21 protein-coding genes are annotated in these 25,102 nt (G+C 65.7%); 14 read left to right on the top strand and 7 right to left on the bottom strand.

What is annotated here, in order from left to right; all coding sequences use genetic code 11:
• Positions 1–4 precede the first annotated feature (4 nt).
• From gspD to N4T19_RS20425, 6 genes are all read left to right on the top strand, one after another.
• On the top strand, positions 5–2,323 hold the full coding sequence (gene gspD / locus N4T19_RS20450) for a type II secretion system secretin GspD (RefSeq protein ID WP_182345019.1): 2,319 nt from the start codon (positions 5–7) through the stop codon (positions 2,321–2,323).
• A gap of 24 nt (positions 2,324–2,347) precedes the next feature.
• On the top strand, positions 2,348–3,709 hold the full coding sequence (locus tag N4T19_RS20445) for a GspE/PulE family protein (RefSeq protein ID WP_021025525.1): 1,362 nt from the start codon (positions 2,348–2,350) through the stop codon (positions 3,707–3,709).
• A 71-nt stretch (positions 3,710–3,780) separates the two neighbouring features.
• On the top strand, positions 3,781–4,062 hold the full coding sequence (locus N4T19_RS20440; RefSeq protein WP_021025524.1) for a hypothetical protein: 282 nt from the start codon (positions 3,781–3,783) through the stop codon (positions 4,060–4,062).
• Positions 4,063–4,173: 111 nt separating this feature from the next.
• On the top strand, positions 4,174–5,190 hold the full coding sequence (locus N4T19_RS20435; protein WP_260718895.1) for an LLM class flavin-dependent oxidoreductase: 1,017 nt from the start codon (positions 4,174–4,176) through the stop codon (positions 5,188–5,190).
• 82 nt (positions 5,191–5,272) lie between these two features.
• Positions 5,273–5,842, top strand: coding sequence for a hypothetical protein (locus N4T19_RS20430; protein ID WP_260718894.1), 570 nt, complete (start codon positions 5,273–5,275; stop codon positions 5,840–5,842).
• A 91-nt stretch (positions 5,843–5,933) separates the two neighbouring features.
• Positions 5,934–7,268, top strand: coding sequence for a glycerate kinase type-2 family protein (locus N4T19_RS20425; RefSeq protein ID WP_260718893.1), 1,335 nt, complete (start codon positions 5,934–5,936; stop codon positions 7,266–7,268).
• A gap of 33 nt (positions 7,269–7,301) precedes the next feature.
• Here N4T19_RS20425 and N4T19_RS20420 read toward each other — a convergent pair whose 3' ends face one another.
• The gene (locus N4T19_RS20420) at positions 7,302–8,219 is read right to left on the bottom strand and encodes a LysR family transcriptional regulator (RefSeq protein ID WP_260718892.1); all 918 of its coding nucleotides are present in this window, start codon (positions 8,217–8,219) and stop codon (positions 7,302–7,304) included.
• A 211-nt stretch (positions 8,220–8,430) separates the two neighbouring features.
• Here N4T19_RS20420 and gcl point away from each other — a divergent pair, with 211 nt between their 5' ends.
• The 6 genes from gcl (at position 8,431) to gspF (ending at position 14,818) form a co-directional block, all read left to right on the top strand.
• Complete coding sequence (gene gcl, locus N4T19_RS20415; protein ID WP_260718891.1) at positions 8,431–10,221, top strand: glyoxylate carboligase; 1,791 nt, start codon at positions 8,431–8,433, stop codon at positions 10,219–10,221.
• 32 nt (positions 10,222–10,253) lie between these two features.
• Positions 10,254–11,057 carry a hydroxypyruvate isomerase gene (hyi, locus tag N4T19_RS20410; protein ID WP_260718890.1) on the top strand — a complete coding sequence of 268 codons (804 nt, stop codon included), beginning with the start codon at positions 10,254–10,256 and terminating at the stop codon, positions 11,055–11,057.
• A gap of 51 nt (positions 11,058–11,108) precedes the next feature.
• On the top strand, positions 11,109–12,023 hold the full coding sequence (locus N4T19_RS20405) for a 2-hydroxy-3-oxopropionate reductase (RefSeq protein ID WP_260718889.1): 915 nt from the start codon (positions 11,109–11,111) through the stop codon (positions 12,021–12,023).
• Between the two features lie 38 nt (positions 12,024–12,061).
• Positions 12,062–12,760 carry a helix-turn-helix transcriptional regulator gene (locus tag N4T19_RS20400; protein WP_260718888.1) on the top strand — a complete coding sequence of 233 codons (699 nt, stop codon included), beginning with the start codon at positions 12,062–12,064 and terminating at the stop codon, positions 12,758–12,760.
• A 102-nt stretch (positions 12,761–12,862) separates the two neighbouring features.
• A complete protein-coding gene (locus N4T19_RS20395; RefSeq protein WP_260718887.1) occupies positions 12,863–13,513 on the top strand; it encodes a glutathione S-transferase family protein in 651 nt (216 codons plus the stop codon).
• Between the two features lie 87 nt (positions 13,514–13,600).
• Entirely contained in the window at positions 13,601–14,818 is a 1,218-nt protein-coding gene (gene gspF, locus N4T19_RS20390; protein ID WP_260718886.1) for a type II secretion system inner membrane protein GspF, read from the top strand.
• Between the two features lie 173 nt (positions 14,819–14,991).
• On the opposite strand, the gene N4T19_RS20385 is transcribed toward gspF, so the two are convergent.
• Both N4T19_RS20385 and uxuA read right to left on the bottom strand, forming a co-directional pair.
• Complete coding sequence (locus tag N4T19_RS20385; protein ID WP_116924545.1) at positions 14,992–16,008, bottom strand: Bug family tripartite tricarboxylate transporter substrate binding protein; 1,017 nt, start codon at positions 16,006–16,008, stop codon at positions 14,992–14,994.
• Between the two features lie 23 nt (positions 16,009–16,031).
• A complete protein-coding gene (gene uxuA / locus N4T19_RS20380; protein ID WP_207788041.1) occupies positions 16,032–17,108 on the bottom strand; it encodes a mannonate dehydratase in 1,077 nt (358 codons plus the stop codon).
• Positions 17,109–17,296: 188 nt separating this feature from the next.
• On the opposite strand from uxuA, the gene N4T19_RS20375 reads away from it, so the two are divergent.
• Positions 17,297–18,031, top strand: coding sequence for a FadR/GntR family transcriptional regulator (locus tag N4T19_RS20375; RefSeq protein ID WP_260718885.1), 735 nt, complete (start codon positions 17,297–17,299; stop codon positions 18,029–18,031).
• 218 nt (positions 18,032–18,249) lie between these two features.
• On the top strand, positions 18,250–19,149 hold the full coding sequence (locus tag N4T19_RS20370; protein ID WP_116924543.1) for a 5'-nucleotidase: 900 nt from the start codon (positions 18,250–18,252) through the stop codon (positions 19,147–19,149).
• 87 nt (positions 19,150–19,236) lie between these two features.
• Here the strand turns inward: N4T19_RS20370 and N4T19_RS20365 are convergent, their stop codons facing one another.
• The 4 genes from N4T19_RS20365 to N4T19_RS20350 form a co-directional block, all read right to left on the bottom strand.
• Entirely contained in the window at positions 19,237–21,375 is a 2,139-nt protein-coding gene (locus N4T19_RS20365; protein ID WP_116924542.1) for a TonB-dependent receptor domain-containing protein, read from the bottom strand.
• 166 nt (positions 21,376–21,541) lie between these two features.
• Positions 21,542–21,994: a hypothetical protein gene (locus N4T19_RS20360; RefSeq protein WP_133248055.1), complete on the bottom strand. Its 453-nt coding sequence runs from the start codon at positions 21,992–21,994 to the stop codon at positions 21,542–21,544.
• A gap of 171 nt (positions 21,995–22,165) precedes the next feature.
• A complete protein-coding gene (locus tag N4T19_RS20355; RefSeq protein ID WP_182345009.1) occupies positions 22,166–22,639 on the bottom strand; it encodes a cyanophycin metabolism-associated DUF1854 family protein in 474 nt (157 codons plus the stop codon).
• Between the two features lie 24 nt (positions 22,640–22,663).
• Positions 22,664–25,012, bottom strand: a complete 2,349-nt coding sequence (locus N4T19_RS20350) for a cyanophycin metabolism-associated ABC transporter (RefSeq protein WP_182345008.1) — start codon at positions 25,010–25,012, stop codon at positions 22,664–22,666.
• Positions 25,013–25,102 lie beyond the last annotated feature (90 nt).

Here is a 25,102-nt window from a genome sequence, read left to right as displayed (position 1 = left end):
ACATATGATGCAATACCACTCTCCCATTTATCGATTTGCGCTGCACTCCATCGCAGCGAGCGTCCTTCTAATGGGCGGCAACGGCGCGGCGCTGGCGCAGACAGCCATCAACACCGGCACGGCCAGCATTCGCGCCGGCGAGCCGGTGACGCTGAACTTCGCCAACGCCGACATCGAGTCCATCGCGCGCACCATGGCCACCATCACCGGCAAGAGCGTGGTGGTCGATCCGCGCATCAAGGGCACGATGAACCTGGTGACCGACCGGCCCGTCTCGCCCCAGGCCGCGTTCGAGCAGTTCCTGGCAGCGCTGCGCCTGCAGAACTACACCGTGGTCGAGGCCGCAGGCCTGTACAAGGTGGTGCCCGAGGCCGATGCCAAGCTGCAAGGCGGCACGGTGCGCATCACCCAGGGCGGCGCGGGCGGCCAGGTGCCCGGTGGCGGCCAGATCGTCACCCAGATCTTCAAGCTCAACTTCGAGAGCGCCAACAACCTGGTGCCGGTGCTGCGCCCGCTGATCAGCCCCAACAACACCATCAATGTGAACCCGGGCAACAACTCCCTGGTCATCACCGACTACGCCGACAACCTGCAGCGCCTCTCGCGCATCATCGCGTCGATGGATGTGGCCAACGCCAGCGATGTCGAAGTGGTGCAGCTCGAACACGCGGTCGCTACCGACATCGTGCCCATGCTGCAGCGCCTGCTGGAAGGCGGCCAGACCGTGTCTGCCAGCGGCAGCGCCACCGCCGGTGCAGCCCCCGGCGCCGCGCAGACCGACAATGCCTACCGCACCTCGGTGCTGGCCGACCCGCGCACCAACAGCATCTTGCTGCGCGCAGCCAACCCGGCGCGCCTGTCGCAGGCCAAGATGCTGATCGGCAAGCTCGACAGCCCCAGCCGTGGCGGCAATGCCTCGGGCAACATCCATGTGGTCTACCTGCGCAATGCCGATGCCACCGCGCTGGCCACCACCTTGCGCGCGGCCCTCGCCGGCCAGGACGGCAACAGCGCCAGCCCCGCCACCAACCTGTCGAGCAGCGGCAGCAGCGGGGGCCTGAGCAGCAACACGCGCAGCGGCGCCACGTCGCTGGGCGGCAGCACCAGCGGCACGCTGGGCAACAGCGCCAGCAGCAGCAGTGCGGGCGGCCTGGGCTCGGGCGCACGCCTGGGCACCGGCACCTCGCTGGGCACCTCGGGGGAGAGCGGCAGCGCCACCGGCGGCATCATCCAGGCCGACACGGCCACCAATTCACTGATCATCACCGCGCCCGAGCCGCTGTACCGCCAGATCCGCTCGGTCATCGACCAGCTCGACAGCCGCCGCGCCCAGGTGCTGGTCGAGAGCCTGATCGTCGAAGTCAGCGCCGAGAAGGCCGCGCAGTTTGGCGTGCAGTGGCAAAGCCTGCTGGGCCAGGGCAACAATGTTGTCGGCGTCATCGGCAACAACTTCACCGTGGGCGGGGCCAACCTGTTCAACCTGGCCGCCGGCATTGCCAACAACACCTACAGCACCCTGCCCAGCGCCGGCATGAACGCCGGTATCGCCTTCAAGCACAACGGCGAGTATGTGCTGGGCGCGCTGGCCAACCTGCTGCAGTCCAATGCCGATGGCAATGTGCTGGCCACCCCCAACCTGCTCACCCTGGACAACCAGGAAGCGCAGATCCTGGTCGGCCAGAATGTGCCCTTTGTCACCGGCTCCTACGCCAACAGCACCGGCAGCAGCACCGTCAACCCCTTCACCACGGTGGAGCGCAAGGATGTGGGCCTGACCCTGCGCGTGCGCCCGCAGATCAATGCCAATGGCACCGTCAAGCTGACGATCTACCAGGAGACGTCTGACGTGCTCGCCGGCACGACCACCAATGCCAACGGCCCCACCACCAACAAGCGCTCGATCGAATCGACCGTGCTGGTGGACGATGGCTCGGTCATCGTCATTGGCGGCCTGCTGCAGGACCAGTACTCCGGCTCGGTGCAGAAGGTGCCTTACCTGGGCGATATCCCCGGCATTGGCGCGCTATTCCGCAGCGACACCCGCTCGCGCAAGAAGACCAACCTGATGGTCTTCCTGCGCCCCGTGGTGATGCGCGATGCCGCCGCCACCCAGCAGGTCAGCATGGACCGCTACGAGCTGATGCGCGGCGCCCAGATCGCCGCCCAGCCCGAGCAAAGCACCCGCGTGCCGATCAATGAGTCGTCGATCATCACGCCGCTGGCCCAGCAGACCTCCGGCCTGCCGCTGGGTGCGTCCGAGACGCCGGTGATCGAATCGCGCCCCCTGACCGTGACGCCGCAAGGCATGCGCTTCGAGCCCTGATAGCGCCCACAGAGACCCGAAGCCATGCGCCACCCCCTGCCCTATGCCTTTGCGCGCAGCAGCCAGCTGCTGCTCGAAGAAGATGCCGGCCAGCACCTGCTGTGGCACGGCGCCCAGCCCCAGGGCTCGGCGCTGTCCGAGGTGCTGCGCAAGTACCCCGTGCAGCACCTGGCCCAGCTGGGCGATGCCGAGCTGGCCCAGCGCATCAGCGCTGCCTACTCGCACAGCGAATCGAATGCCGCCACCGTGATCAGCGAGGTCGAAGAAGGCACCGACCTCTCGCGCATGATGCAGGACATCCCTGCCGTCGAGGACTTGCTCGAATCGGCGGGCGACGCGCCCATCATCCGCATGCTCAACGCCCTGCTCACCCAGGCCGCACGCGACGGCGCCTCGGACATCCACATCGAGCCCTATGAGCGCCACTCCAGCGTGCGCTTTCGCATCGATGGCTCGCTGCGCGAAGTGGTGCAACCCCACCGCGCCTTGCATGCGGCGCTGATCTCGCGCCTCAAGATCATGGCCGATCTGGACATCTCGGAAAAACGCCTGCCCCAGGACGGCCGCATCAGCCTGCGCCTGGGCACCCGCGCCATTGATGTGCGCGTCTCCACCCTGCCCAGCGCCCATGGCGAGCGCGCCGTGCTGCGTTTGCTCGACAAGAGCGAATCCAAGCTCAGCCTGGGCTCGGTCGGCATGCAGGGCGAAACCCTGCGGCGCTTTGAAAAACTGGTGGCCCAGCCGCACGGCATCGTGCTGGTGACCGGCCCCACCGGCTCGGGCAAGACCACCACCTTGTATGCGGCGCTGAGCGGCCTCGACGCCAGCCAGGGCAACATCATGACGGTGGAAGACCCGATCGAGTACGAGCTCTCGGGCATCGGCCAGACCCAGGTCAACCCCAAGATCGACCTGACCTTTGCCAAAGCGCTACGGGCCATCCTGCGCCAGGACCCGGACATCATCATGATTGGCGAAATCCGCGACTTCGAGACCGCGCAGATCGCCATCCAGGCCTCGCTCACCGGTCACCTGGTGCTCGCCACCCTGCACACCAACGATGCGACCAGCGCCATCACGCGCCTGACCGACATGGGCGTCGAGCCCTTTCTGCTGTCCTCGTCGCTGCTGGGCGTGCTGGCCCAGCGCCTGGTGCGCCGCATCGACGACAGCGACCCCAGCGGCTACCGGGGCCGCACCGGCATCTTCGAGCTGCTGGTGGTGGACGAGGCCATCCGCGCCCAGATCCACGCCCAGGCGCCGGAAACCGAAATCCGCAACCAGGCGATGGCCGCCGGCATGCACCTGATGCGCGAGGATGGCGAGCGCTTGGTGCGCGAAGGCATCACCAGTGCAGAAGAGGTCGTGCGCGTCACCCGCGATTAACCAAAATTCGCCGAATACCCCGTAGGCGCCGCCCACGCCAACGGGTATTGGCGATTTGACACAATCGCCCCATGTTGGAATCGCTCAATACCCTCGTCGCGCCCTACGGCGGCATGTTGTTTCTCTGGCTCACCGTGCTGGCCATCGCCAGCCTGGCAGCGCTGCGCCATTTTCAGCCGCGCATGTCCACCGCACAGCTGCGCCGGCTGATGCGCATCGCCGGCCTGATGGCGCTGGTGATCTCCTGGTTTGCGATGCAGCAAGGCGAGCGCTACCTGGCGACCGCGCTGCTGGTGCTGCTCTGGGGGATTCTGGTGGGCATCAGCTGCGCGCGGGCGATTCGGCAGCGTTGAATTCAGGCTCCTTGTACAAGGGGCCGGTCGGGCAAGAACAAGGCTCCGACCTTCGCATTTCCCCCATACCCACAGTCAGCAAAGGATATTTGCCTAGGCAAGAATGTCCGCATGACTGAGACAAAAACACCCCCCGCGCTTTCGATGTTGGACCTGGTGGCTGTGCGCGAAGGCGGCACCGTTGCCCAGGCTTTGCAACTGGCCGTGCGCACGGCGCAGCATGTCGAGTCGCTCGGCTTTACGCGCTACTGGATGGCCGAACACCACAATATGCCGGGCATTGCCAGCTCGTCCACGGCCGTGCTGATCGGCCATGTGGCGGGCGCCACCCGGCACATCCGTGTGGGTTCGGGCGGCATCATGCTGCCCAACCATGCCCCCTTGGTGGTGGCCGAGGCCTTTGGCACCTTGGCCGAGCTCTACCCGGGCCGTATCGACCTGGGCCTGGGCCGCGCGCCCGGCACCGATGGCATGACGATGCGGGCACTGCGCCGTGACCGGGTCGAGACCGAAGAAGACTTTCCCCGCGATGTGATGGAGCTGCAGCGCCTGCTGGGCCCCACCCAACCCGGGCAAAAGTTGGTAGCCACGCCGGGTGCTGGCACCAACGTGCCGCTGTGGCTGCTGGGCTCGAGCCTGTTCTCGGCCCAGCTGGCCGCGCACCTGGGCCTGCCCTATGCCTTTGCCTCGCACTTTGCGCCGCGCATGCTGCAGCAGGCGGTGCAGCTGTACCGCGACCTGTTCAAGCCCTCGGCCACGCTGGACAAGCCCTATGTGATCGTCGGCGCGCCGGTGATTGCAGCGCCTACCGACAGCGAGGCCGAGTTCCTTGCCAGCAGCACCTACCAGCGCGTGCTGGGCATTGTGACGGGCAAGCGCGGCCTGCTGCCGCCACCGGTCGAAGGCTTTATGGAGGGCCTGAACATGGCCGAGCGCCAGGCGATCGAAGGCTTTTTGGCGGTGGCCTCCATCGGCGGGCCCGAGCGTGTGCAGCAGCGCCTCAAGGTGCTGGCCCAGCACACCGGGGCCGACGAGCTGATGCTGGTCTGCGATATCTATGATGGCGATTTGCGTCTGCGCTCGCTCGATATTGCGGCGCAAGCCCTGCGGGCCGGCTACGCAGCCTAACCACGGCCATTACTGCGGGATCAGCACCCTTTTTTCAGCAAAAGCGACGCCGATCCCGTCCCACCCAGGCTATGCTTGCGCCATGTCTGTCTCCTATAGAACCACCCTGCCAGCAGCGCTGACGGCCTGCAGCTTGCTGGCCGGCTGCATGCAGCAGCCCCCCGACGATCCCCCAGCTCCCACGCCCCAGGCCCAGGAGGCCGCACCGGCCGTGGCCCCGCCTGCCGTAGCCGCGCAGCCCCAGACCAGCGCCCGCAGCGAAGACCCGGCCTTGGCCGCGCATATGCAAACGCCCGAGTTCCGCCGCGAATACCGCAGCAAGCAGGAGCAATTGCAGACCGAGGCCGAGGTGCAGGAAAGCGCTCCCTGGCTGGGCAGCACCGGCTTGTCGGACGCCCAGGAGCGCTCCGTGCCCCGCTATGTGCGCATGGAGCTGGGCCAGTCGCTCGCCAGCGCCGACCCGGTGCGTGCCGAGGATCTGCAGTACGTCGGCCAGTTTGCCGAGTTGGATGGCACCGTCTACTACTGGCGCATTCCCGACAAGGCCCATGCCCATGGCGACACCCATGCCGGCCCGGCCTATGTCTATATCCGCAAGGATGCGGCGGGCGTGTTCTACACCGACTGGGGCAACCGCACGCCGCCGGGCTAGATCGCGCAGCTGTACAGCCGTGGCCGGGAATAACGTCTATTCCACCTGCGCGCGCTGCCTGCTTTCATAATGGCCAGCGGAGACCTACCGCATGAGCCACATTCCACCACCAGCGCTGGCCGATCCCCGGCGCGATCCCCAGCAGTTTCTTCTGGACCTGTACCAGCGCGCGGTACAGCGCGCCCAGCCGCTGCACAGCATGGCGCAGTACCTGCCGCCACCGCCCAAAGGCCGCACCGTGGTGCTGGGCGCCGGCAAGGCCGGCGGCTCGATGGCGCAGGCGCTCGAAGCCCTCTGGCCGCAGGACGCACCACTGTCCGGCCTGGTCGTCACCCGCTACGGCCATATTCCGCCCCGCCCCCCTGGGCTGGCCCAGCGCCTGGAGGTGGTCGAAGCCGCCCACCCCGTGCCCGATGCCGCCGGCCTGGCGGCGGCCGAACGCATACTGGCGCTGACCCAGGGCCTGACCGCCGATGACCTGGTGCTCTGCCTGATCTCAGGCGGCGGCTCGGCCCTGCTGACCCTGCCAGCCGACGGCATGGACCTGCAGGACAAGCAGCGCATCAACCAGGCCTTGCTGGAGAGCGGCGCCGCCATTGGCGAGATGAACTGTGTGCGCAAGCACCTCTCGCGCATCAAGGGCGGGCGCCTAGCTGCTGCCTGCTACCCCGCCAAGCTGGTGACCTTGACTATCAGCGATGTGCCCGGCGACGATCCCTCGGTCATCGCCAGCGGCCCCACGGTGCCCGATGCCTCGACCTGCGCCGAGGCGCTGGCGATTCTGAACCGCTACCAGATCGCGTTGCCCGAGCGCCTGCGCGCCGCGCTGGAGGATGGCTCGCTGGAAACCCCCAAGCCCGGCGATCCGCGCTTTGCCGGCCATGAAGTGCACCTGATCGCCACGCCCCAGCAATCGCTGGATGCCGCAGCCGCCGCCGCACGCACGGCCGGTATCGCCGCCCATGTGCTGTCGGACGAGATCGAGGGCGAGTCGCGCGAGATTGGCAAGATGCATGCGGCGCTGGCACGTGCCGTGGCCCGCCACGGCAGCCCCTTTGCCAAGCCCTGCGTCATCCTCTCCGGGGGCGAGACCACGGTCACCATCCGCCCGCGCCAGCCCGGTGCTGCCAAGGGGCGCGGTGGGCGCGCTGGCGAGTTCTGCATGGGCCTGGCGCAGGCCCTGCAAGGCCAGGGCGGTGTCTGGGCGCTGGCGGCCGATACCGATGGCATCGATGGCGTCGAAGACAATGCCGGCGCGCGCCTGGCGCCCGATACGCTGCAGCGCGCGGCGGCGCTGCAGCTGCGCCTGAGCGACCATCTGGACCGCAACGATGCCTATGGCTTTTTCGAGGCGCTGGGCGACCTGGTGGTGACCGGCCCCACGCACACCAACGTCAACGATTTTCGCGCCATTTTGATCCTGTAATGCGGGCGGCCAAGCTTGGCAGGCCCTCTGCGCCTAGCCGCCCTGGGGCAAGTTCTCCCACCAAGCGGCATCAAAGCTGCCCTGCAAGAACGCGATAAAGGACTGCACCTTTTGCGGCACCAGGCGCGGCGAGGGGTAGACGGCGTGGATCTCCTGCTCGGGCAGGCGGCAGGTCTTGAGCACCTCGACCACGCGGCCCGCCTTGAGCGACTCATGCGCCACATAGCGCGGCAGTGCGGCCACGCCCATGTGCGAGCGCGCAGCGGCCAGCAGGGCCGAGAGGTTGTTGGAGCGCAGCCGGCCCGTGACCGGCACGGAGACGGACTCGCCGCTGGCATTGCGCAGCCGCCAGACATCATTGCCCTGCACGCTGCTGTAGATCAGCGCCGAGTGCTCTTTCAAATCCGATGGCCGGCGCGGCGTGCTGTGCTTGCGCAGGTAAGCGGGCGAGGCCACCAGCACCCAGGGATTGACGCCCAGCATGCGCGCACCCAGCGATGAATCGGCCAGCTTGCCCAGGCGCAGCGCCACATCAATGCCCTGGGCCACCAGGTCGGTGTAGCGGTCTTCAAAGCTCAGGTCCACCTGCACCTGCGGGTTGTGTTGCATGAATTCCATCGCCAGCGGAATCAGCACGCGGCGCCCAAACGCGACCGAGCTGCCAATGCGCAGCTGGCCCTGCACCTGCGTTTGCCGCACCTGCACCACATTATCGGCATCGGCCACATCGCTCACGATGCGCTTGCATTTCTCGTAGTACAGCGCGCCCGCTTCGGTCAGGCTCACGCCCCGCGTATTGCGGTTGAGCAAGCGCACTTTGAGCCGCGCCTCCATCGCTGCCACCTGCTTGGTCACCGTGGGCTGGGTCGATGAAAACTCCTGCGCCACCTTGGTGAAACTGCCCGTTTCCACCACGCGCACAAACATGTGCATGGCATCGAGTCGGTCCATGGTTGTGTCTCCTGGGATTGCTGCGGCCTGGCATGCCGCTCGTCACACGCTGGGCGCTTTTTGAACAGGTTTGCAGCGCCTCTGCGCCCGATGATGCGGCATGCTGCGCCGTGCCGTCCATTCCTGGGTGGAATAAATTTTATGGCCCGCCTGCGCCTTCCGGCAAACGCCTGCCTTCCCTACAGTCGATCCCAGCTGTAAAGGAGACCCCATGGCCAAAATGAAAGCGATCGAAGCCGCAGTCCGCGTGCTGGAAAAAGAAGGTGTGAGCGTCGCATTCGGCGTTCCTGGCGCTGCCATCAACCCGCTGTACGCGGCGATGAAGGCGCATGGCGGCATCGGCCATATCCTGGCCCGCCATGTCGAAGGCGCCAGCCACATGGCCGAGGGTTATACCCGCGCCGTGGCGGGCAATATAGGGGTCTGCATCGGCACCAGCGGGCCGGCCGGCACCGACATGATCACGGGCCTGTACTCGGCCAGCGCCGACTCGATCCCGATCCTGTGCATCACCGGCCAGGCGCCGCGCGCGCGCCTGCACAAGGAAGACTTCCAGGCCGTGGACATTGCCTCCATCGCCAAGACTGTGACCAAATGGGCCACCACCGTGCTGGAGCCCGCCCAGGTGCCCGGTGCCTTCCAGCAGGCCTTCCATTTGATGCGCTCGGGCCGCCCCGGCCCGGTGCTGATTGACCTGCCCATCGATGTGCAGCTGGCCGAGATCGAGTTCGACATCGACACCTACGAGCCCTTGCCCGTCTACAAACCTGCCGCCACGCGCAAGCAGGCCGAAAAGGCTATCGCCATGCTCAATGCGGCCGAGCGCCCGCTGATCGTCAGCGGCGGCGGCGTCATCAACGCCGATGCGGCGGACTTGCTGGTGGAGCTGGCCGAGATCCTCAATCTGCCGGTGATCCCCACCTTGATGGGCTGGGGCAGCATCCCCGATGACCACCGCTTGATGGCTGGCATGTGCGGCCTGCAGACCAGCCACCGCTATGGCAACGCCAGCATGCTGGCCTCGGATTTTGTGCTGGGCATTGGCAACCGCTGGGCCAACCGCCATACCGGCTCGGTCGATGTCTACACCCGGGGCCGCCAATTCATCCATGTCGATATCGAGCCCACGCAGATTGGCCGCGTGTTTGCGCCCGATTACGGCATCGTCTCGGATGCCAAGGCCGCGCTGGAGCAGTTCATCGCTGTCGCCAAGGACTGGAAGGCCGCTGGCAAGCTGCGCGATCGCAGCGCCTGGGTCGCCGACTGCCAGGGCCGCAAGAACAGCATCGACTACCTGCGCAAGACCCACTTCGACAACGTGCCGATGAAGCCCCAGCGCGTCTACCAGTGCATGAACCAGAGCTTGGACCGCGACACCACCTATGTCTCCACCATCGGCCTGTCGCAGATCGCCGGGGCGCAGTTTCTGCATGTCTACAAACCGCGCAACTGGATCAACTGCGGCCAGGCCGGCCCCTTGGGCTGGACCACCCCGGCCGCGCTGGGCGTGCGCGTGGCCGATCCGCAGCGCAAGATCGTCGCGTTGTCGGGCGACTACGACTTCCAGTTCATGATCGAGGAGCTGGCCGTGGGCGCGCAGTTCAAGCTGCCCTATATCCATGTGCTGGTCAACAACAGCTACCTGGGCCTGATCCGCCAGGCGCAGCGCGCCTTCAGCATCGACTACTGCGTGCAGCTGGCCTTTGACAACATCAACATGGAGCCCGACGAGGCCGCACGCGGCTATGGCGTGGACCATGTGAAGGTTGTCGAAGGCCTGGGCTGCAAGGCCATCCGCGTACACCGCCCCGAAGACTTTGCCCCCGCGATGCAGCAGGCCGAGGCCTGGATGGCCGAGCACCGCACGCCGGTCGTCATCGAATGCATCTTGGAGCGGGTGACCAATATCGCGATGGGCACCGAGATCGACAACGTCATTGAGTTCGAGGACCTGGCCAGCGGCAAGGCCGATGCGCCCAGCGCCCTTGCGCTGCTGGATTGATGCACCCCTCGTTTTTTCACCGGAGTTTTGCCATGCCCCGTTTTGCTGCCAACCTCAGCATGCTGTTTACCGAAGTGCCGTTTCTCGACCGCTTTGAGCGCGCCGCCCAGGCCGGTTTTGAGGCCGTGGAGTTTCTGTTTCCCTATGCCCATACGGTTGAAGAGATCCAGCAGCGGCTCGATGCCACGGGCCTGCAGATTGTGTTGCACAACCTGCCTGCGGGCGACTGGGAGGCGGGCGAGCGCGGTATCGCCTGCGATCCCCGGCGGGTGGACGAGTTCCGCGCCGGCGTCGCCCAGGCCGTCACCTATGCGCATGCACTGGGCGTGCCCCAGCTCAATTGCCTGGCCGGCAAAGCGCCCGCCGATGTGGATGCTGCCACCCTGCGCCGCACCCTGGTCGACAACCTGCGCTTTGCCGCAGCGGCGCTGAAGCTGGCCAAGCTGCGCCTGCTGGTTGAGCCCATCAATACCTTTGATATTCCCGGCTTTTACCTGAACCGCACCGACCAGGCGCTGGCCATTCTGAATGAGGTGGGCGCCGCCAATGCCTTTGTGCAGTACGACATCTACCATGCCCAGCGCACGGAAGGCGAGCTGGCCGCCACCTTGCACAAGCACCTGGCGCGCATCGGCCATGTGCAGCTGGCCGACAACCCGGGCCGCCACGAGCCGGGCACGGGCGAGATCCACTACCCCTTCCTGTTCGCGCACCTGGACCGCATCGGCTACAGCGGCTGGGTGGGCTGCGAATACAAGCCCGCGCAGGGCACCGAGGCGGGCCTGCACTGGCTGCAGACCGTGGCGGGCCAGAAGCGCGCGACGGCTACCGCGTGATCGCGGCCCGAAACCCACACCTCTTTCCATAAAAACCAAGGAGATTTCTGCATGCATGCAACGCCACTCAAACTGGGCTTTATCGGCCTGGGCATCATGGGCGCGCCCATGTGCAGCCACCTGATTGCCGCCGGACACCAGCTGTTCATCAACACGCGTGGCAAGGTGCCGGCCCCCATCGCAGAGAGCAGCGCCACCCAATGCACATCGGTGCGCGGCGTGGCCGAGCGGGCCGATATCGTCTTTGTGATGGTGCCCGACACCCCCGACGTCGAGCAGGTGCTGTTTGCCCCCGATGGCCTGGCCGCCGGCCTCAAGGGCAGCAGCGGCAAGATCGTGGTCGATATGTCGTCGATCTCGCCGGTCGCTACGAAGGACTTTGCCAAACGCATCAGCGCGCTGGGCGCGCAGTACCTGGATGCGCCGGTATCGGGCGGCGAAGTGGGGGCCAAGAATGCGACGCTGTCCATCATGGTCGGCGGGCCGGAGGCGGCGTTTGAACGGGTGAAACCGCTGTTCGAGACGCTGGGCAAGAACATCACCCTGGTCGGCGGCCATGGCGACGGCCAGACCGCCAAGGTGGCCAACCAGATCATCGTCGCGCTGAACATCGAGGCAGTGGCTGAGGCGCTGCTGTTTGCATCGCGTGCCGGTGCCGACCCAGCGCGGGTGCGCCAGGCGCTATTGGGCGGTTTTGCCTCGTCCAAGATTCTCGAAGTGCATGCCGAGCGCATGATCAATCGCACGTTTGATCCCGGTTTTCGCATCGCGCTGCACCAAAAGGACCTGAACCTGGCGCTGGCCAGCGCGCGCCAGCTGGGGGTGGCGCTGCCCAACACCGCCCAGGCGCAGCAGCTGTTCAACAGCTGCGTGGCCCATGGCGGCGCGGGCTGGGACCATTCCGGCCTGGTGCGCGCGCTGGAGATCCAGGCCAATTTCGAGATCGGGCAAAAAGCGCCAGCCTGAGTCTATGGCAGGCCTGGCAGACCGGCTATGCTTGCGCGATGTCCCGCCCTGCCCGTCTGCTCCGCCTGCTCGATCTGTTGCGCCGCGCCCGCCAGCCCCAAACTGGCCCGGCGCTGGCCCTGACTTTGGAAGTGAGCCTGCGCACCCTCTACCGCGATATCGCCAGCCTGCGCGAGCAAGGCGCGGCCATCGAGGGTGATCCAGGCATTGGCTTTGAGATGCGGCCTGGCTTTTTGCTGCCGCCCTTGATGTTCAACGCCGATGAGCTCGAAGCCCTGCTGCTGGGCGCGCGCTGGGCCAGCCTGCAGGCCGACCCGCAGCTGGCCAGTGCGGCGAGCGCCGCGATGGACCGCATCCGCAGCGCCCTGCCGCTGGAGCTGCGCATCGCAGTCGACACCAGCGGCCTGATGGTCCCCAACATGCAGCCCAGCCCCCCGCCCGAGCACTGGCAGACCGGGCTGCGCCGCGCGATCCGTGCCGAGCACAAGGTGGTGCTGCACTATGAGGACCAGCACGGCCGCCTGACCGAGCGCCTGGTCTGGCCCTTTGCGATGGCCTATTTCGACCGCAGCCGGGTGGTCTCTGCCTGGTGCGAGCTGCGCCAGGGCTTTCGCCACTTTCGCGCCGACCGGGTGCATGCGATGCAGGAGCTGCAGGAGCGCTACCCGCAAAGCCGGCATAGCCTGATCCAGCAGTGGTTGGCAGAGACCGGCTATACGCTGGACGGCTGGTCCTAAGCGCTGATCTGCGGCTTGATGCCAGCTGCTGACAGTTTCTGTCAGCCTCCCTGCCTAACCTACGGGCATGGCGATTTTGCCAGTCACCCGAAGGACCAAGACATGACCCCCCACAACGCCCCGCTGCGCTTTTTCTACCACCCCCAGTCCCGCGCCCGCATGGTGCGCTGGATGCTCGAGGAGTGCGATGCCGTCTACGAGCCGGTGCGGCTGGAGTTTGGCGGCACGATGAAGTCGCCCGACTACCTGGCGCTCAACCCCATGGGCAAGGTACCGGCACTGCAGCATGGCAACACCATGGTGACCGAGACGGGCGCCATCCTCGCCTACCTGGCCGATCTTTATCCCGAGAAAAAGCTGGCACCGGCGCTGGGCAGCGCCGAGCGCGGCAGCTACTACCGCTGGCTGTTCTTGGTGGCGGGCCCGGTCGAGGCGGTGTCCACCGCCAAGGCCGAAGGCTGGCTGCAGAACCAGACCGAGCGCCAGGCACTGTCGGCCGGCTATGGCCGTTTTGACGATGTGCTGCGCAGCCTGCAGCTGGCGGTGTCCGGCAAGCGCTATGCCTGTGGCGACCACTTCACCGCCGCCGACCTGTACCTGGCCAGCTATATCGGCTGGAGCATGCACGAAGGCACCCTGCCCAGCCTGCCCGAGTTCCAGGACTACGCGCTGCCGCTGCTGCAGCGCCCCTCTGCCCAGCGCGCCGATGCGCTCGATGGCCCCGCAGAGATGCCCGCCGCAGCCGCTGCCTGATCGGGCCACTGCCATCTGCATGCCATGGGGATCAGGCACAATAGCCCGGGGTGGCCATGGAGCCACCTTGTTTTATCCACCTGCCCCATGCCCGCTTTTTCGTACGAAGTTCTAGACGCCCAGGGCCAGACCCGCAAGGGCATGATCGAAGCCGACAGCGCCAAGGCCGCGCGCAGCCTGCTGCGTGCCCAGGCCATGGTGCCCTTGGCGGTCGAGCCGCTGGGCGATGTCGACGACAGCGGTGCCAGCATGGTGCGCAGCCGGCGTGCGGTCTTCAATGCCACGGGCCTGGCGGTCTGGACGCGCCAACTCGCCGGCCTCATCAGCTCGGGCCTGCCGCTCGAGCGCGCGCTGACCGCGCTGATGGAAGAGATCGACAGCGAGCCCCAGCGCCAGCTGGTGGCCAGCCTGCGCGCCGAAGTCAATGGCGGCTCCACCTTTGCCAAGTCGCTGGCCCTCTACCCCCGTGATTTTTCGCAGATATACCGCGCCGTGATCGATGCGGGCGAGCACAGCGGCCACCTCGACCAGGTGCTGTCGCGGCTGGCCGATGATTTGGAAGAGCGCGACCAGCTCAAGAACAGCCTCATCGGTGCCTCGCTCTACCCGGCCATCGTCACCTGCTTTGCCTTTGTCGTGGTGATGGTGCTGATGAGCTATGTGGTGCCCCAGGTGGCCGAGGTGTTCTCGGGCACCAAGCATGCGCTGCCGCTGCTCACCCGCATCATGCTGGGCTTTAGCGATCTGATCCGCCACTGGTGGTGGTTGGGCGCGGGCCTGGCGGTTGTCGGCACCGTGCTGCTGCGCCTGTCGCTGCGCCAGCCCGCCTTTCGCCAGCGCTTTGATGCCGGCTGGCTGCAGCTGCCGTTCGTCGGCAAGCTCTCGCGCAACTACAACGCCGCCCGCTTTGCCTCGACCCTGGCCATGCTCAGCAATGCCGGCGTGCCCATCTTGAAGGCGCTGCAGGCCGCTGCGCAGACCGTCTCCAACCAGGCGATGCGCCAGGATGCCATCGATGCGCTGGACCAGGTGCGCGAGGGCGCGCCGCTCGCCTCGGCCCTGGCGCAGAAAAAGCGCTTCCCCGCGCTGCTGTCGATGTTTGCCCGCCTGGGCGAGCAGACCGGCGAGTTGCCGCAGATGCTGCAGCGCGTGGCCAACCAGCTGGCTGGCGATGTCAAGCGCCGCGCGATGCGCCTGGCCACCATCCTGGAGCCGCTGCTGATCGTCGGCATGGGCATCATTGTCGGCATCATCGTGATGGCGGTGCTGATGCCGATCATCCAGCTCAACCAGTTTGTGCGTTAAGCCACCGGTCTGACCCCGCTTGGCTCTGCCAAGGCCAGCGGGGCCCCCTTTAGAGTCGCTAACACGACCCAGCAAACCGCAGGTTTGCGGTTGAGACTAGGCGTCCTGCCGCAGGCAGTACAGTAGTACGACAAGGCAGGGCAACGACGTATCAAGGGTTGTGTTAGCGACTCTTACTCGGCGTGGATCTTGTTGGCCTTGACCACATCGCCCCAGAGCTTGTACTGCGCGCGCGTCATCGCGTCGAGCTGCTCGGGCGTGCCGCCGCCAGGCTGGTCACCGCGCTCCTGAAAGCTGCGGATCACCGCAGGTTCCTTCAGCACCGTGTTGATGGCAGCGTTGAGCTTTTGCACCACCTCAGGGCGGGTGCCGGGCGGGCCGTACATGCCGATGAAGGAGATGATCTCGAAATCCTTCAGGCCCACTTCGGCGGGGGTCGGCACATCGGGGAGCGAGGCCACGCGGCTGCTGCTGGTGACCAGGATGGGGCGCACCTTGCCGGACTTGATATACGGATCAAACACCGAGGTCGCATCAAACATGGCCTCGATGCGGCCGGCCATCAGGTCGATCACGGCAGGGCCACTGCCCTTGTAGGGCACATGGTTCATCGCCGGGCTGCCCAGGCGCTCGCGCATCAGCTCGGTAGTCACATGCACCAGCGAGCCGGCACCGGGCGTGCCATAGTCCACGCCCTTGCCAGCCTTGGCGCGCTCCTTGACCAGGGCCGCAAACTGCGCAAAGTCCTTGACAGGCGACGAGGTGGGCACCACCAGCACCAGTGGCGACTGCAGCAAGATGCCCACGGGCACAAACTTGGTCGGGTCCACAATGCCCAAGGTCGGGAAGACGTGCGGGGTCACCGTCATCGAGCCATTGCCCACCAGCATGCGGTAGCCATCGGGGGCTGAGCGCATGATGTCGGCCGAGCCCAGGTTGCCGTTGACGCCGGCCTTGTTCTCGATGACCACGCCCTGGCCCAGATTGGCCGCCAGGCTGTTGCTGAGCACACGGGCGGCAAAATCGGTCTGCCCCCCTGGCGGAAAGCCCACCATCAGGGTGACCGGCTTGGTCGGGTAGGCGGTCTGCGCCAGCGCCGGGGCGCCCGCGCCGATCAAGCTGGCGCCCAGCGCCAGACCCAGGGTCAGTTTGCGACGCAGCATGGCGTGCGATAGTTGAACGGTCGTCATTGTTATGTCTCCTTGGTGTGAAATCAGACTGCAGCAGGCACTGCGCTGTCTTGCTGCTCGGGCGAGAACTTGTCCACCGCCTCCCACAGGCCATTGATATAGACGGCGCCCAGCGCCCGGTCGTAAAGGCCATAGCCGGGCTTGCCGGTTTCGCCCCAGATCATGCGGCCGTGGTCCGGGCGCACATAGCCTGCAAAGCCCACATCGTGGTAGGCCTTGACGATGGCCGCGATATCGAGCGAGCCACAGGTCGAGAGGTGCGCGGTTTCTTCAAAGTCGCCCTCGGGCGATACCTTGACATTGCGGATATGCGCAAAGTGGATGCGGCCGCGCCCGCCAAACTCGCGCACCAGCGCCTCGACATTGTTCTGCGGGCCAGCGCCCAGCGAGCCCGAGCACAAGGTCAGGCCATTGGCGGGGCTGTCGATCAGGTCGACGATGCGGGCGAGGTCATCGCGGTTCTTGACGATGCGCGGCAGGCCAAAGATCGGGCGCGGTGGGTCATCGGGGTGGATGGCCATCTTGATGCCGCATTCCTCGGCCACCGGGATGACGGCCTGCAGAAAATAAGCCAGGTTCTGCCAGAGCTGCTCGGCATCGACCTGGCGGTAGGCCTGCAGCAGGCCTTGCAGCTCATCGCTGCGGTAGCTGCTGTCCCAGCCGGGTAGCGAGATGCCTTTTTCCGCATCGATGCTGTCGGCCTGGCGGCTGTCAAAGGCCAGGCAGGTGGAGCCATCGGGCAGCTGCTTGGCCAGCTCGGTGCGCGTCCAGTCAAACACTGGCATGAAGTTGTAGCAAACCACCTGCACACCGGCGGCGGCCAGATGGCGCAGGGTTTGCTGGTAATTGGCGATCAGCTGGTCGCGGCTGTCGCGGCCGAGCTTGATGTCCTCGTGCACCGGCACCGATTCCACCAGCTCAAAAGCCAGGCCAGCGTCTTCAATCTGCTGCTTGAGCGCCTCGATCTTGGCCAGCGGCCAGACGGCGCCCACCGGCTCGTCGTAGATCGCCGAGACGATATGCGTGACCCCGGGGATCTGGCGGATATAGGCCAGGGACACGGGGTCTGCGCTGCCAAACCAACGAAACGACATCTTCATGAAAAACCTTTTGCTGCAATCAAAAATCTGGTTAGACCAATTCTACAAACTGGCTAGACCATTTAGATTGATGGTTTACCACTATGTCCGGTATTTGCCGCGTTGGGGCCGGACGGCGGCTTACACTGCTGCTGGCCCTTCCGGTTTTGTCGGACCGGCCGATGAACGGAATACGGAATACGCGCAAGATGCCCAACAAGCTGGTCCCGACGGTTGACGACGACAGCCGCACCACCGGTGTCAGGTCCTACCAGGACCTCGCCAGAAAAATCCTGGAAGAAACTGCCACAGACAGCGCGGCGGCCGACCAGCGCCTGCCCTCGGAGCGCACCCTGGCCGATATGTTTGGCGTCAGCCGCACTGCCGTGCGCGAGGCCATCATTGCGCTGGAGGTGCAAGGCCTCGTCGAGGTGCGCCTGGGCTCGGGCATCTACCTGCAGCCCACGGGTGCCAGCGGCCCCAGCCGCCTGCCCGCCTTTGATGTGCCCACGGGCCCCGGCCCGCTGGAAACCCTGCGCGCCCGCGTGCTGGTCGAGGCCGAGATTGCCGCAGCCGCTGCCAGCGAGCGCCGCGATGCCGACCTGGACCGCATGCTCGACGCCCTTGCCACCATGCGCCTGCAGCTGGCCGACAAGGACGCCTACGACGCGGCCGACCGGCGTTTTCACCTTGCCATTGCCGAGGCCACCGGCAACCGCGTGCTGCAGCACATGGTGGAGGCCATGTGGGACAACGCCCGCCAGGACCCGCGCTGGGACAAGATCGAGCAGCATTTCCACTCCGAGCAGCTGCGCGAGGCCAGCCTCAAGGACCACCAGGCCATCTTTGCCGCGATTGCCGAGCGCCAGCCCGCGCAGGCGCGCCAGGCGATGCAGCAGCATCTGGGGCGGGTGATCTCGCAGTTCTCCCAGGCCTGGTATTGAGAGGGACTAATACAGCCCTTGATACGTCGTTGCCTGGCCGGCCGCGCCAAGCCTTGTCGTACTTTCAGTACTGCCTGCGGCTTCACGCGTCGTTGGGAGCGCCTAGCTTCAACCGCCAACCTTGGGTTGGCTGGGCCGTATTAGCCCCTGGAGAAAGTACCTCTGTTGATTGGGAAGACTGCGCTATATTGGCCCTCAGTTCAGCAACAAGGACGGCCATGGCTGCCACTCTCGAAAACAAGCTGGTGGTCGCGATCTCGTCGCGGGCGCTGTTCAACTTTGAAGAAGAAAACCGGGTTTTCGAGCAGGACAAGGACCAGGCCTATGCCCGGCTGCAGCTGCAGCGGCTGGAGACCCCCGCGCCACCCGGGGTGGCGTTCTCGCTGGTGCGCAAGCTGCTGGCTTTCAACAGCGGCACGGCACAGAAGGTCGAGGTGGTGCTGCTCTCGCGCAATGACCCGGTCAGCGGCATGCGGGTGTTCCGCAGCTGCAAGGCCCATGGGCTCCATTCCATCCAGCGGGGCGTGTTCACCCAGGGGCGCGATCCTTTTCGCTACCTCAAGCCGCTGGGCGCGCATTTGTTCCTCTCGGCCAATGCCACCGATGTGCAGCAGGCGCTGCAGCTGGGCTTTCCGGCCGCACGTGTGCTGACCGAATCGGCCCAGGCGCAGGACGGCAACCCCGATGAAGTGCGCATTGCCTTTGACGGCGATGCCGTGCTGTTCTCGGACGAGGCCGAGCGTGTCTTCCAGGCCCAGGGGCTGGATGCGTTCCAGCGCCATGAGATCGAGCATGCCACCCGTCCGCTGCCCGATGGCCCCTTCAAGCCGCTGCTGGCGGCGCTCCACCGGCTGCAGCAAGATACGCAAAGCCAGATGCGCATCCGCACCGCGCTGGTCACCGCCCGCAGCGCCCCCGCGCATGAGCGCGCCATCCGCACCCTGATGGACTGGAACATCGGCGTTGATGAAACCATGTTCTTGGGCGGCCTGGCCAAGGGCGAATTTCTGCGCGAGTTCGAGCCCGATTTCTTCTTTGACGACCAGACGGGCCATGCCACCAGCGCGGCGGCCCATGTGCCGGCCGGCCATGTCAGCAGCGGCATCTCCAACCTCTGATCCGCTCTAGCCACCGCAGACGCAAAAAAGCCGCTGGCTCCTGATCGAGACAGCGGCTTTGGCGTTCAGGCCTGGGTTTTCAGAGGCTTAGAACTGCTTGATAAAGCCCAGAGAAATTGCACGGCCCTGCAGCGGCGCCGCGTTCTTGATGAACGAGGTGTGGACGTACGCCAGCTTGTTGGTCAGGTTGTCCAGCTTCAGGTAAATCTGCCATGGCGTGCCATCGCTGGAGGTCTGGTGGTAGCTCACGCGCCAGTTCAGCATGCCGTAGCCTGGGGTCTCGGTCTCGTAATCGGCCACCTTGTTCTGGCGCTTGACCAGCTGCCACTGCGCTTCGCTCCTCCAGTTGGCCCATTTGCCGGCCACGCGCAAGCCTACGCGGGCGGGAGCCAGGCGCGGGATCTTGCTGCCGTCTTCGAGCTTGGCATGCACCAGGTCACCGGTGGCGCCCACCGTCCAGTTCGCATTGATGCGGTGCTGGATCTGGCCCTCTAGACCGGTGAAGGTGGCGGTCTGCTGCGCATACTGCAGCAGCTGCAGGCCTTCATGCTCATCGACGGTGCGGCCATAGATGTAATTGTTCACGCGGTTGCGGTAGACATTGACCGAGTAGGTCGTGTCGCCCGCAGTGCGCGCAATGCCGATGTCGATATTGCCCGAGCGCTCCTTGCGCAGGTCGGGGTTGCCCAGCTCATAGGTCGAGGTGGCCATGTGCAGGCCGCGTGCATACAGCTCTTCGGCCGTGGGCAGGCGGCTGGCCGAGGTGACATGGGCGCTCAGGCGGTAACCCGGCATAAAGCGCCAGCTGCCGCCCAGCGACACCGAATTGCCCTTGTGCTTGCGCACCAGGCCGTCGTCGTTGGCGTAGACGCTTTGCCAGTCGTGGCGCAGTGCGGCCTCGACACCAAAGTCACCAAAGCGGCGCTCTTCGAGCAGGTAGACGCCCTGGCTTTGCGTGCGGGTCGGCTGCACATAGGCTTCCTCACCGGTGGCGCTGAAGCGGCGCTGCGCGGCCTCAAAGCCGACCAGACCGGTCCAGCCGGCAATCGGTTCATGCAGCACATCGACACGCATGTCATGCGCGCGGTTCTTGAAGCTGGTGGAGATCTCGCCACCCTCGATCTCGTCGTGGTGGTAGCGCGTCACGCCGCCGCGCACACGGATGGCCGACACGCCGGCAAACGGCTGGCGCCACTCGGAGCGCAGGTCATAGCGCTCGCTGTGCATGTCCACCACCGGCACGCCTTCTTCCTCATGGTCATGGTCGTGGTCATGGTCGTCATCCCCATGGTCATGGCCATCATGGCCGCCGCAGTGCAGGTGCAGGCCGTGGGTGTGGCAGCCTTCAAAGCTGTGGTTGTGGCCGGGCAGGCCGTAGCGTGCCTGGGTGCGGGTGTAGGCCAGGCCCACATAGCCGCTGTCGCCTATCCAGGACAGGCCAATGCTGCCGCCGGCATTGCGCGCGCGGCTGCCATCCACCTTGTTGCCCAGGCCCCAGCCGCTGCCCACGCGGTAGTCATCGGCATTGCGGGCCATGCCCTCCACATGCAGGGCAAAGGGGCCCGAACCAGCCGTCAGCGACAAAGCCGTCGCCGCGTCGTTGGCGCCCGTGCCGGCACGTACTTCGACCTGGCCTTCATAGCCCTTCTCGGGCACCTTGGTGGGGATCTTGTTGTCCAGCACATTGACCACGCCGCCAATCGCACCGGCGCCATAGATCAGTGCCGAGGGGCCGCGCAGCACCTCAATCTGCGTGGCCAGCATGGGCTCACTCACCACGGCATGGTCGGGGCTGATCGTCGAGGCATCCTGGATCACCGCGCCATCGTTCAGCACCTTGACCCGCGCACCATCCATGCCGCGAATCACCGGGCGGCTGGCACCGGCACCAAAGTGCGTGGCCTGGATGCCGGGCTCATTGGCCAGGGTCTCGCCCAGGCTGGCACCGCGTTTTTGCACCAGCTCATCGCCTTGCAGCACCGTCACCGGCGTGGTCATGTCGTCGACCGTCCGGTTGGTGCCGCTGGCCGATACCGTCACCTCGGGCAAGGTGGTGGTGTTTGTGGCCGTTGCCGGCGTGCTGCCCTCGGCGTTTTGCGCCAGCGCGGCGCTGCCCAGCAGCAGGCCGATCACGGCGGCTGCGACCGGGCGCAGATCCCGCGCCTGTGGCTTCAAAATTGCTGTGCGCGCCACCAGCGGCTGCGCCTGTTGTGCATGGAAACCCATGGTCTACCCCTCGAAAAGCACATGCATCCAGCGCATGTGCGCGCGCAGCCCAGCACTGCTGGCTGAACCGGCCCGGCGCAGTGGCGCCGGGCAGCTGCGCGAAAAAACAAGACAGACCGGCCTGCGCTGCCCTGCACCATCAAAGGTCAAGGGCTAAGGGGCCGTGTCACTGGAACGAAGAGGGGGAGAGAGAGGGAGGGCCGCGCGCAAAGAACAGCGCCGGGCTTTGGCGCAGCAAGATGGCCAGCACGGTGGGTGCCGCTTCCTGCGCCGCCGCGAGCAACGGAGCCTGCAGCGCATCGCAGAGCAGGCCAGCTCCCAGCGCCATGTGCGAGAAGCCCTGGCAGTCGGCCTCGGAATGCTTGCCAAACAGGTCATGCGCACCATGGCCGGGGCTGACCACGGTATCGCTGCCGTCACGCTCGCCAGCCGATGCCGTGGCCGCAGCCGTCTGCAGCGCGCGGGCATGGAGGTGGCTGATGTCATGGACCTTGCCCAAGAGCGGCAGGCACAGCTGCGCAAAACACAGCCAGCACAGCAGCGCCATCGCCCAGCCACGCAGCGGCCTCGGCGCATGCGCCGAGACAGACAGGGGGTGGAGAGCGCGCAGGGAAGACACAGGCCGGGCAGACAATCAAACCAGTGGCCGCGCAGACGACGGCCACTATTGCAAATGAATTGCATTATGCCTGTAAATGCCAGGCAAAGCAGCACCGAAAGGGACAAGGCCCGCAAAAAGGCAAGGGCCCGCAATTCCAGGCCCCGCACTGCAGCTTGCGGTAGAGGCTGCTTACAAAAAGCGCTCCAGCAGCTTGCGCGACGCCTTGTCGAGGCGGTTGGTATCGGGCAGGCGGTAGTGCACGCCATCGGCCGAGGTGATCAGCAGGTTCTGGCGGCCATGCAGCTTGCGGATGTCTTCTTCGGCCTTCAAGGTCATGTGGACAGGGCCCCGGTCGGTCTCCAGGGTCCAGATGCTGGGGACTGAGAAGGTCGAGACGCTGACGATGCGCTCGATCAGCGGCTGGAACTCGCGCGCGGCCAGGTCTTCGTTGAGCAGTGCGCGGGCCGCCGGGTCCACCGCGTCCATGTCAGCGATCCACAGCACCTCCTTGCCGTCTTCGCCGACCAGGGAGATGCCCAGCGATGGGGCCGACAGCGGAAAGGCGCGCACCGGGTTGACCTGGTGGGGCCTGCCGTCCTTGTCCAGAACCAGGCGGCCAAAGGGATTGCGGCTGAGCGCCAGCGGAGAGGAAATGGTTGTCATGAAAGGGCTTTCCTGGGCTGCTGATCAGCGGTTGTCATCGGACCCGTCCACATGGGACTTGGGCAGGGGCTGCATGTCATAGGTCACGCCCGCAGCGCGCGCGGTGACCACGCCAGCGGCTTCGGCATCTTCCTCGGCGCGGCGCGCCTGCGCCATGTACAGGCGCCAGTAGGCGCCCTCTTGGGCCATCAGCGTGTCATGCGATCCGACTTCGACAATCTCGCCACGGTCCATCACCACCAGGCGGTCGGCCTTGCGCAGGGTCGACAGGCGGTGGGCAATCGCAATCGTCGTGCGGCCTTGCACCAGGTTGTCCAGCGCACGCTGGATTTCCTTTTCGGTCTCGGTATCCACCGCCGAGGTCGCCTCGTCCAGGATCAGGATGCGCGGGTCGATCAGCAGTGCACGTGCAATCGAGATACGCTGGCGCTCACCGCCGGACAGGCCCTGGCCACGCTCGCCAACCAGCGAGTCATAGCCATGGGGCAGGCGCAGGATGAACTCATGCGCATGGGCGGCGCGCGCTGCGGCGACGATCTCTTCGCGCGTCGCATCGGGCTTGCCGTAGGCAATGTTCTCGGCAATGGTGCCAAAGAACAGGAAGGGCTCCTGCAGCACCAGGCCGATATTGCTGCGGTAGTCAGACACGGCGATGCGGCGCACATCGACGCCATCGAGCTGGATCGAGCCGTCGGTCACGTCGTAGAAGCGGCTGATCAGGTTGACCAGGGTGCTTTTGCCCGAGCCGCTGTGGCCCACCAGGCCAATCATCTCGCCGGGGCGGATCTGCAGGTTCAGGTCCTTGATGACGGTGCGGCTGCCATAGCGGAAACCGACGTTCTCCATCGTGATGGCGCCCTGCACCTTGCCCAGCTTGACCGGGTTGACCGGGTCGGGCACGTTGCTGACATGGTCGAGGATGTCGAAGATGCGCTTGGCGCCGGCAGCGGCCTTTTGCGTGACCGACACAATGCGGCTCATCGAATCGAGACGCGTGTAGAAGCGGCCGATGTAGGCGATAAAGGCGGTCAGCACACCGACAGTGATCGAGCCACCGGCCACCAGGTAGATACCAAAGGCCCAGACGATCAAGAGGCCGATTTCGGTCAGCAAGGTGACCGTGGGGGTGAACAGCGACCAGGTCTTGTTGACGCGGTCATTGGCTTCGAGGTTGACCTGGTTGGCAGCGGCAAAGCGGTCGGCCTCGCGCTGCTCCTGCGCAAAGGCCTTGACGACGCGGATACCGGGAATCGTGTCAGCCAGCACATTGGTCACTTCGGACCAGACGCGGTCGATCTTCTCGAAACCGGTGCGCAGCTTGTCGCGCACCGTGTGGATCATCCAGGCGATAAAGGGCAGCGGCACCAGGGTCACCAGGGCCAGCCAGGGGTTGATCGAGAACAGGATCGCCGAGGTCATCACGATCATCAGCACATCGGTCGCGAAATCCAGCGCGTTGAGCGAGAGAAACAGGTTGATGCGGTCGGTTTCGGCGCCGATACGGGCCATCAGGTCACCGGTGCGTTTGCTGCCGTAAAAATCGAGCGAGAGCTTGAGCAGGTGGTTGTAGGTGGTGGTGCGCAGGTTGGCGCCAATGCGCTCGGAGACGCGTGCCAGCACAAAGGTACGCGCCCAGCCCAGCAGCCAGGCGATCAGTGCCGAGACCAGCAGCGCGCCCAGGTAGAAACGCACGAGGCCGGCATCGATCTTCTCGCCGTTCTGGAACGGGATCAGGATCTTGTCCATCAGCGGAATCGTCAGGTACGGCGCCACCAGCTGGGCAGCCGTGGTGCAGAGCGTCAGGACGAAACCCAACAACAATTGCATTTTGTAGGGTTTGGCAAAGCGCCACAGGCGCAGCAGCACCCAGCTCGAGGTCGGTGCATTCTGCTGGCGGGCGCAGGCCGGGCATTCTTCGCTGTCGGGGGGCAGCACGCTGCCGCAGACCGGGCACAGCGAGCGCTCGTCCTCGGCCACTTGGTAGGCCTCGTTGCGCAGCAAGCGCTCACGTTGGCGCTCGAACTGCTGCATCAGGCCCAGCACCGCCGTCTGGTGGCTCAAGGTGATGCGCCACAGGCCCAGGCGCTGCGCGCTGTCATGGAGCTCCAGGCTGCCTACGCCGCCATGGTCAAAAAAACGCAGACTCAAATCGGGCGATAGCGCCCACTCACTCCACTGTTGGGCATCGGGATCAAAGGCCAGAAGGCGTTCAGAAGTCAGTACCACCTGGCCGCTGCCGAAGCGCAAATCCGAGGTCAGGTCAACGGGAGTGACGGCAAGCACGTTTTCCAGGGTGTTGAGCTTGGCTCGCAATTGGGTTCCTAGCGGACCCGCAAAGAATGCTGACGCGTCCGCGGAATGAAGATGTTGCATATGGCGTTTTTTCTCTCCGCACGGGGCGGTGGCAGTGGTCCGGTGAACAACCGCATATTATTGTGGCGAACGGCGGCATGGGTCGCCCCG

It is taken from the genome of Comamonas squillarum, assembly GCF_025309455.1.
In the GTDB taxonomy this organism is placed as follows: domain Bacteria; phylum Pseudomonadota; class Gammaproteobacteria; order Burkholderiales; family Burkholderiaceae_C; genus Comamonas; species Comamonas squillarum.
The sequence above is the reverse complement of the archived record's forward strand: the minus strand, read 5'-3'. Positions and strand labels throughout refer to the sequence as shown.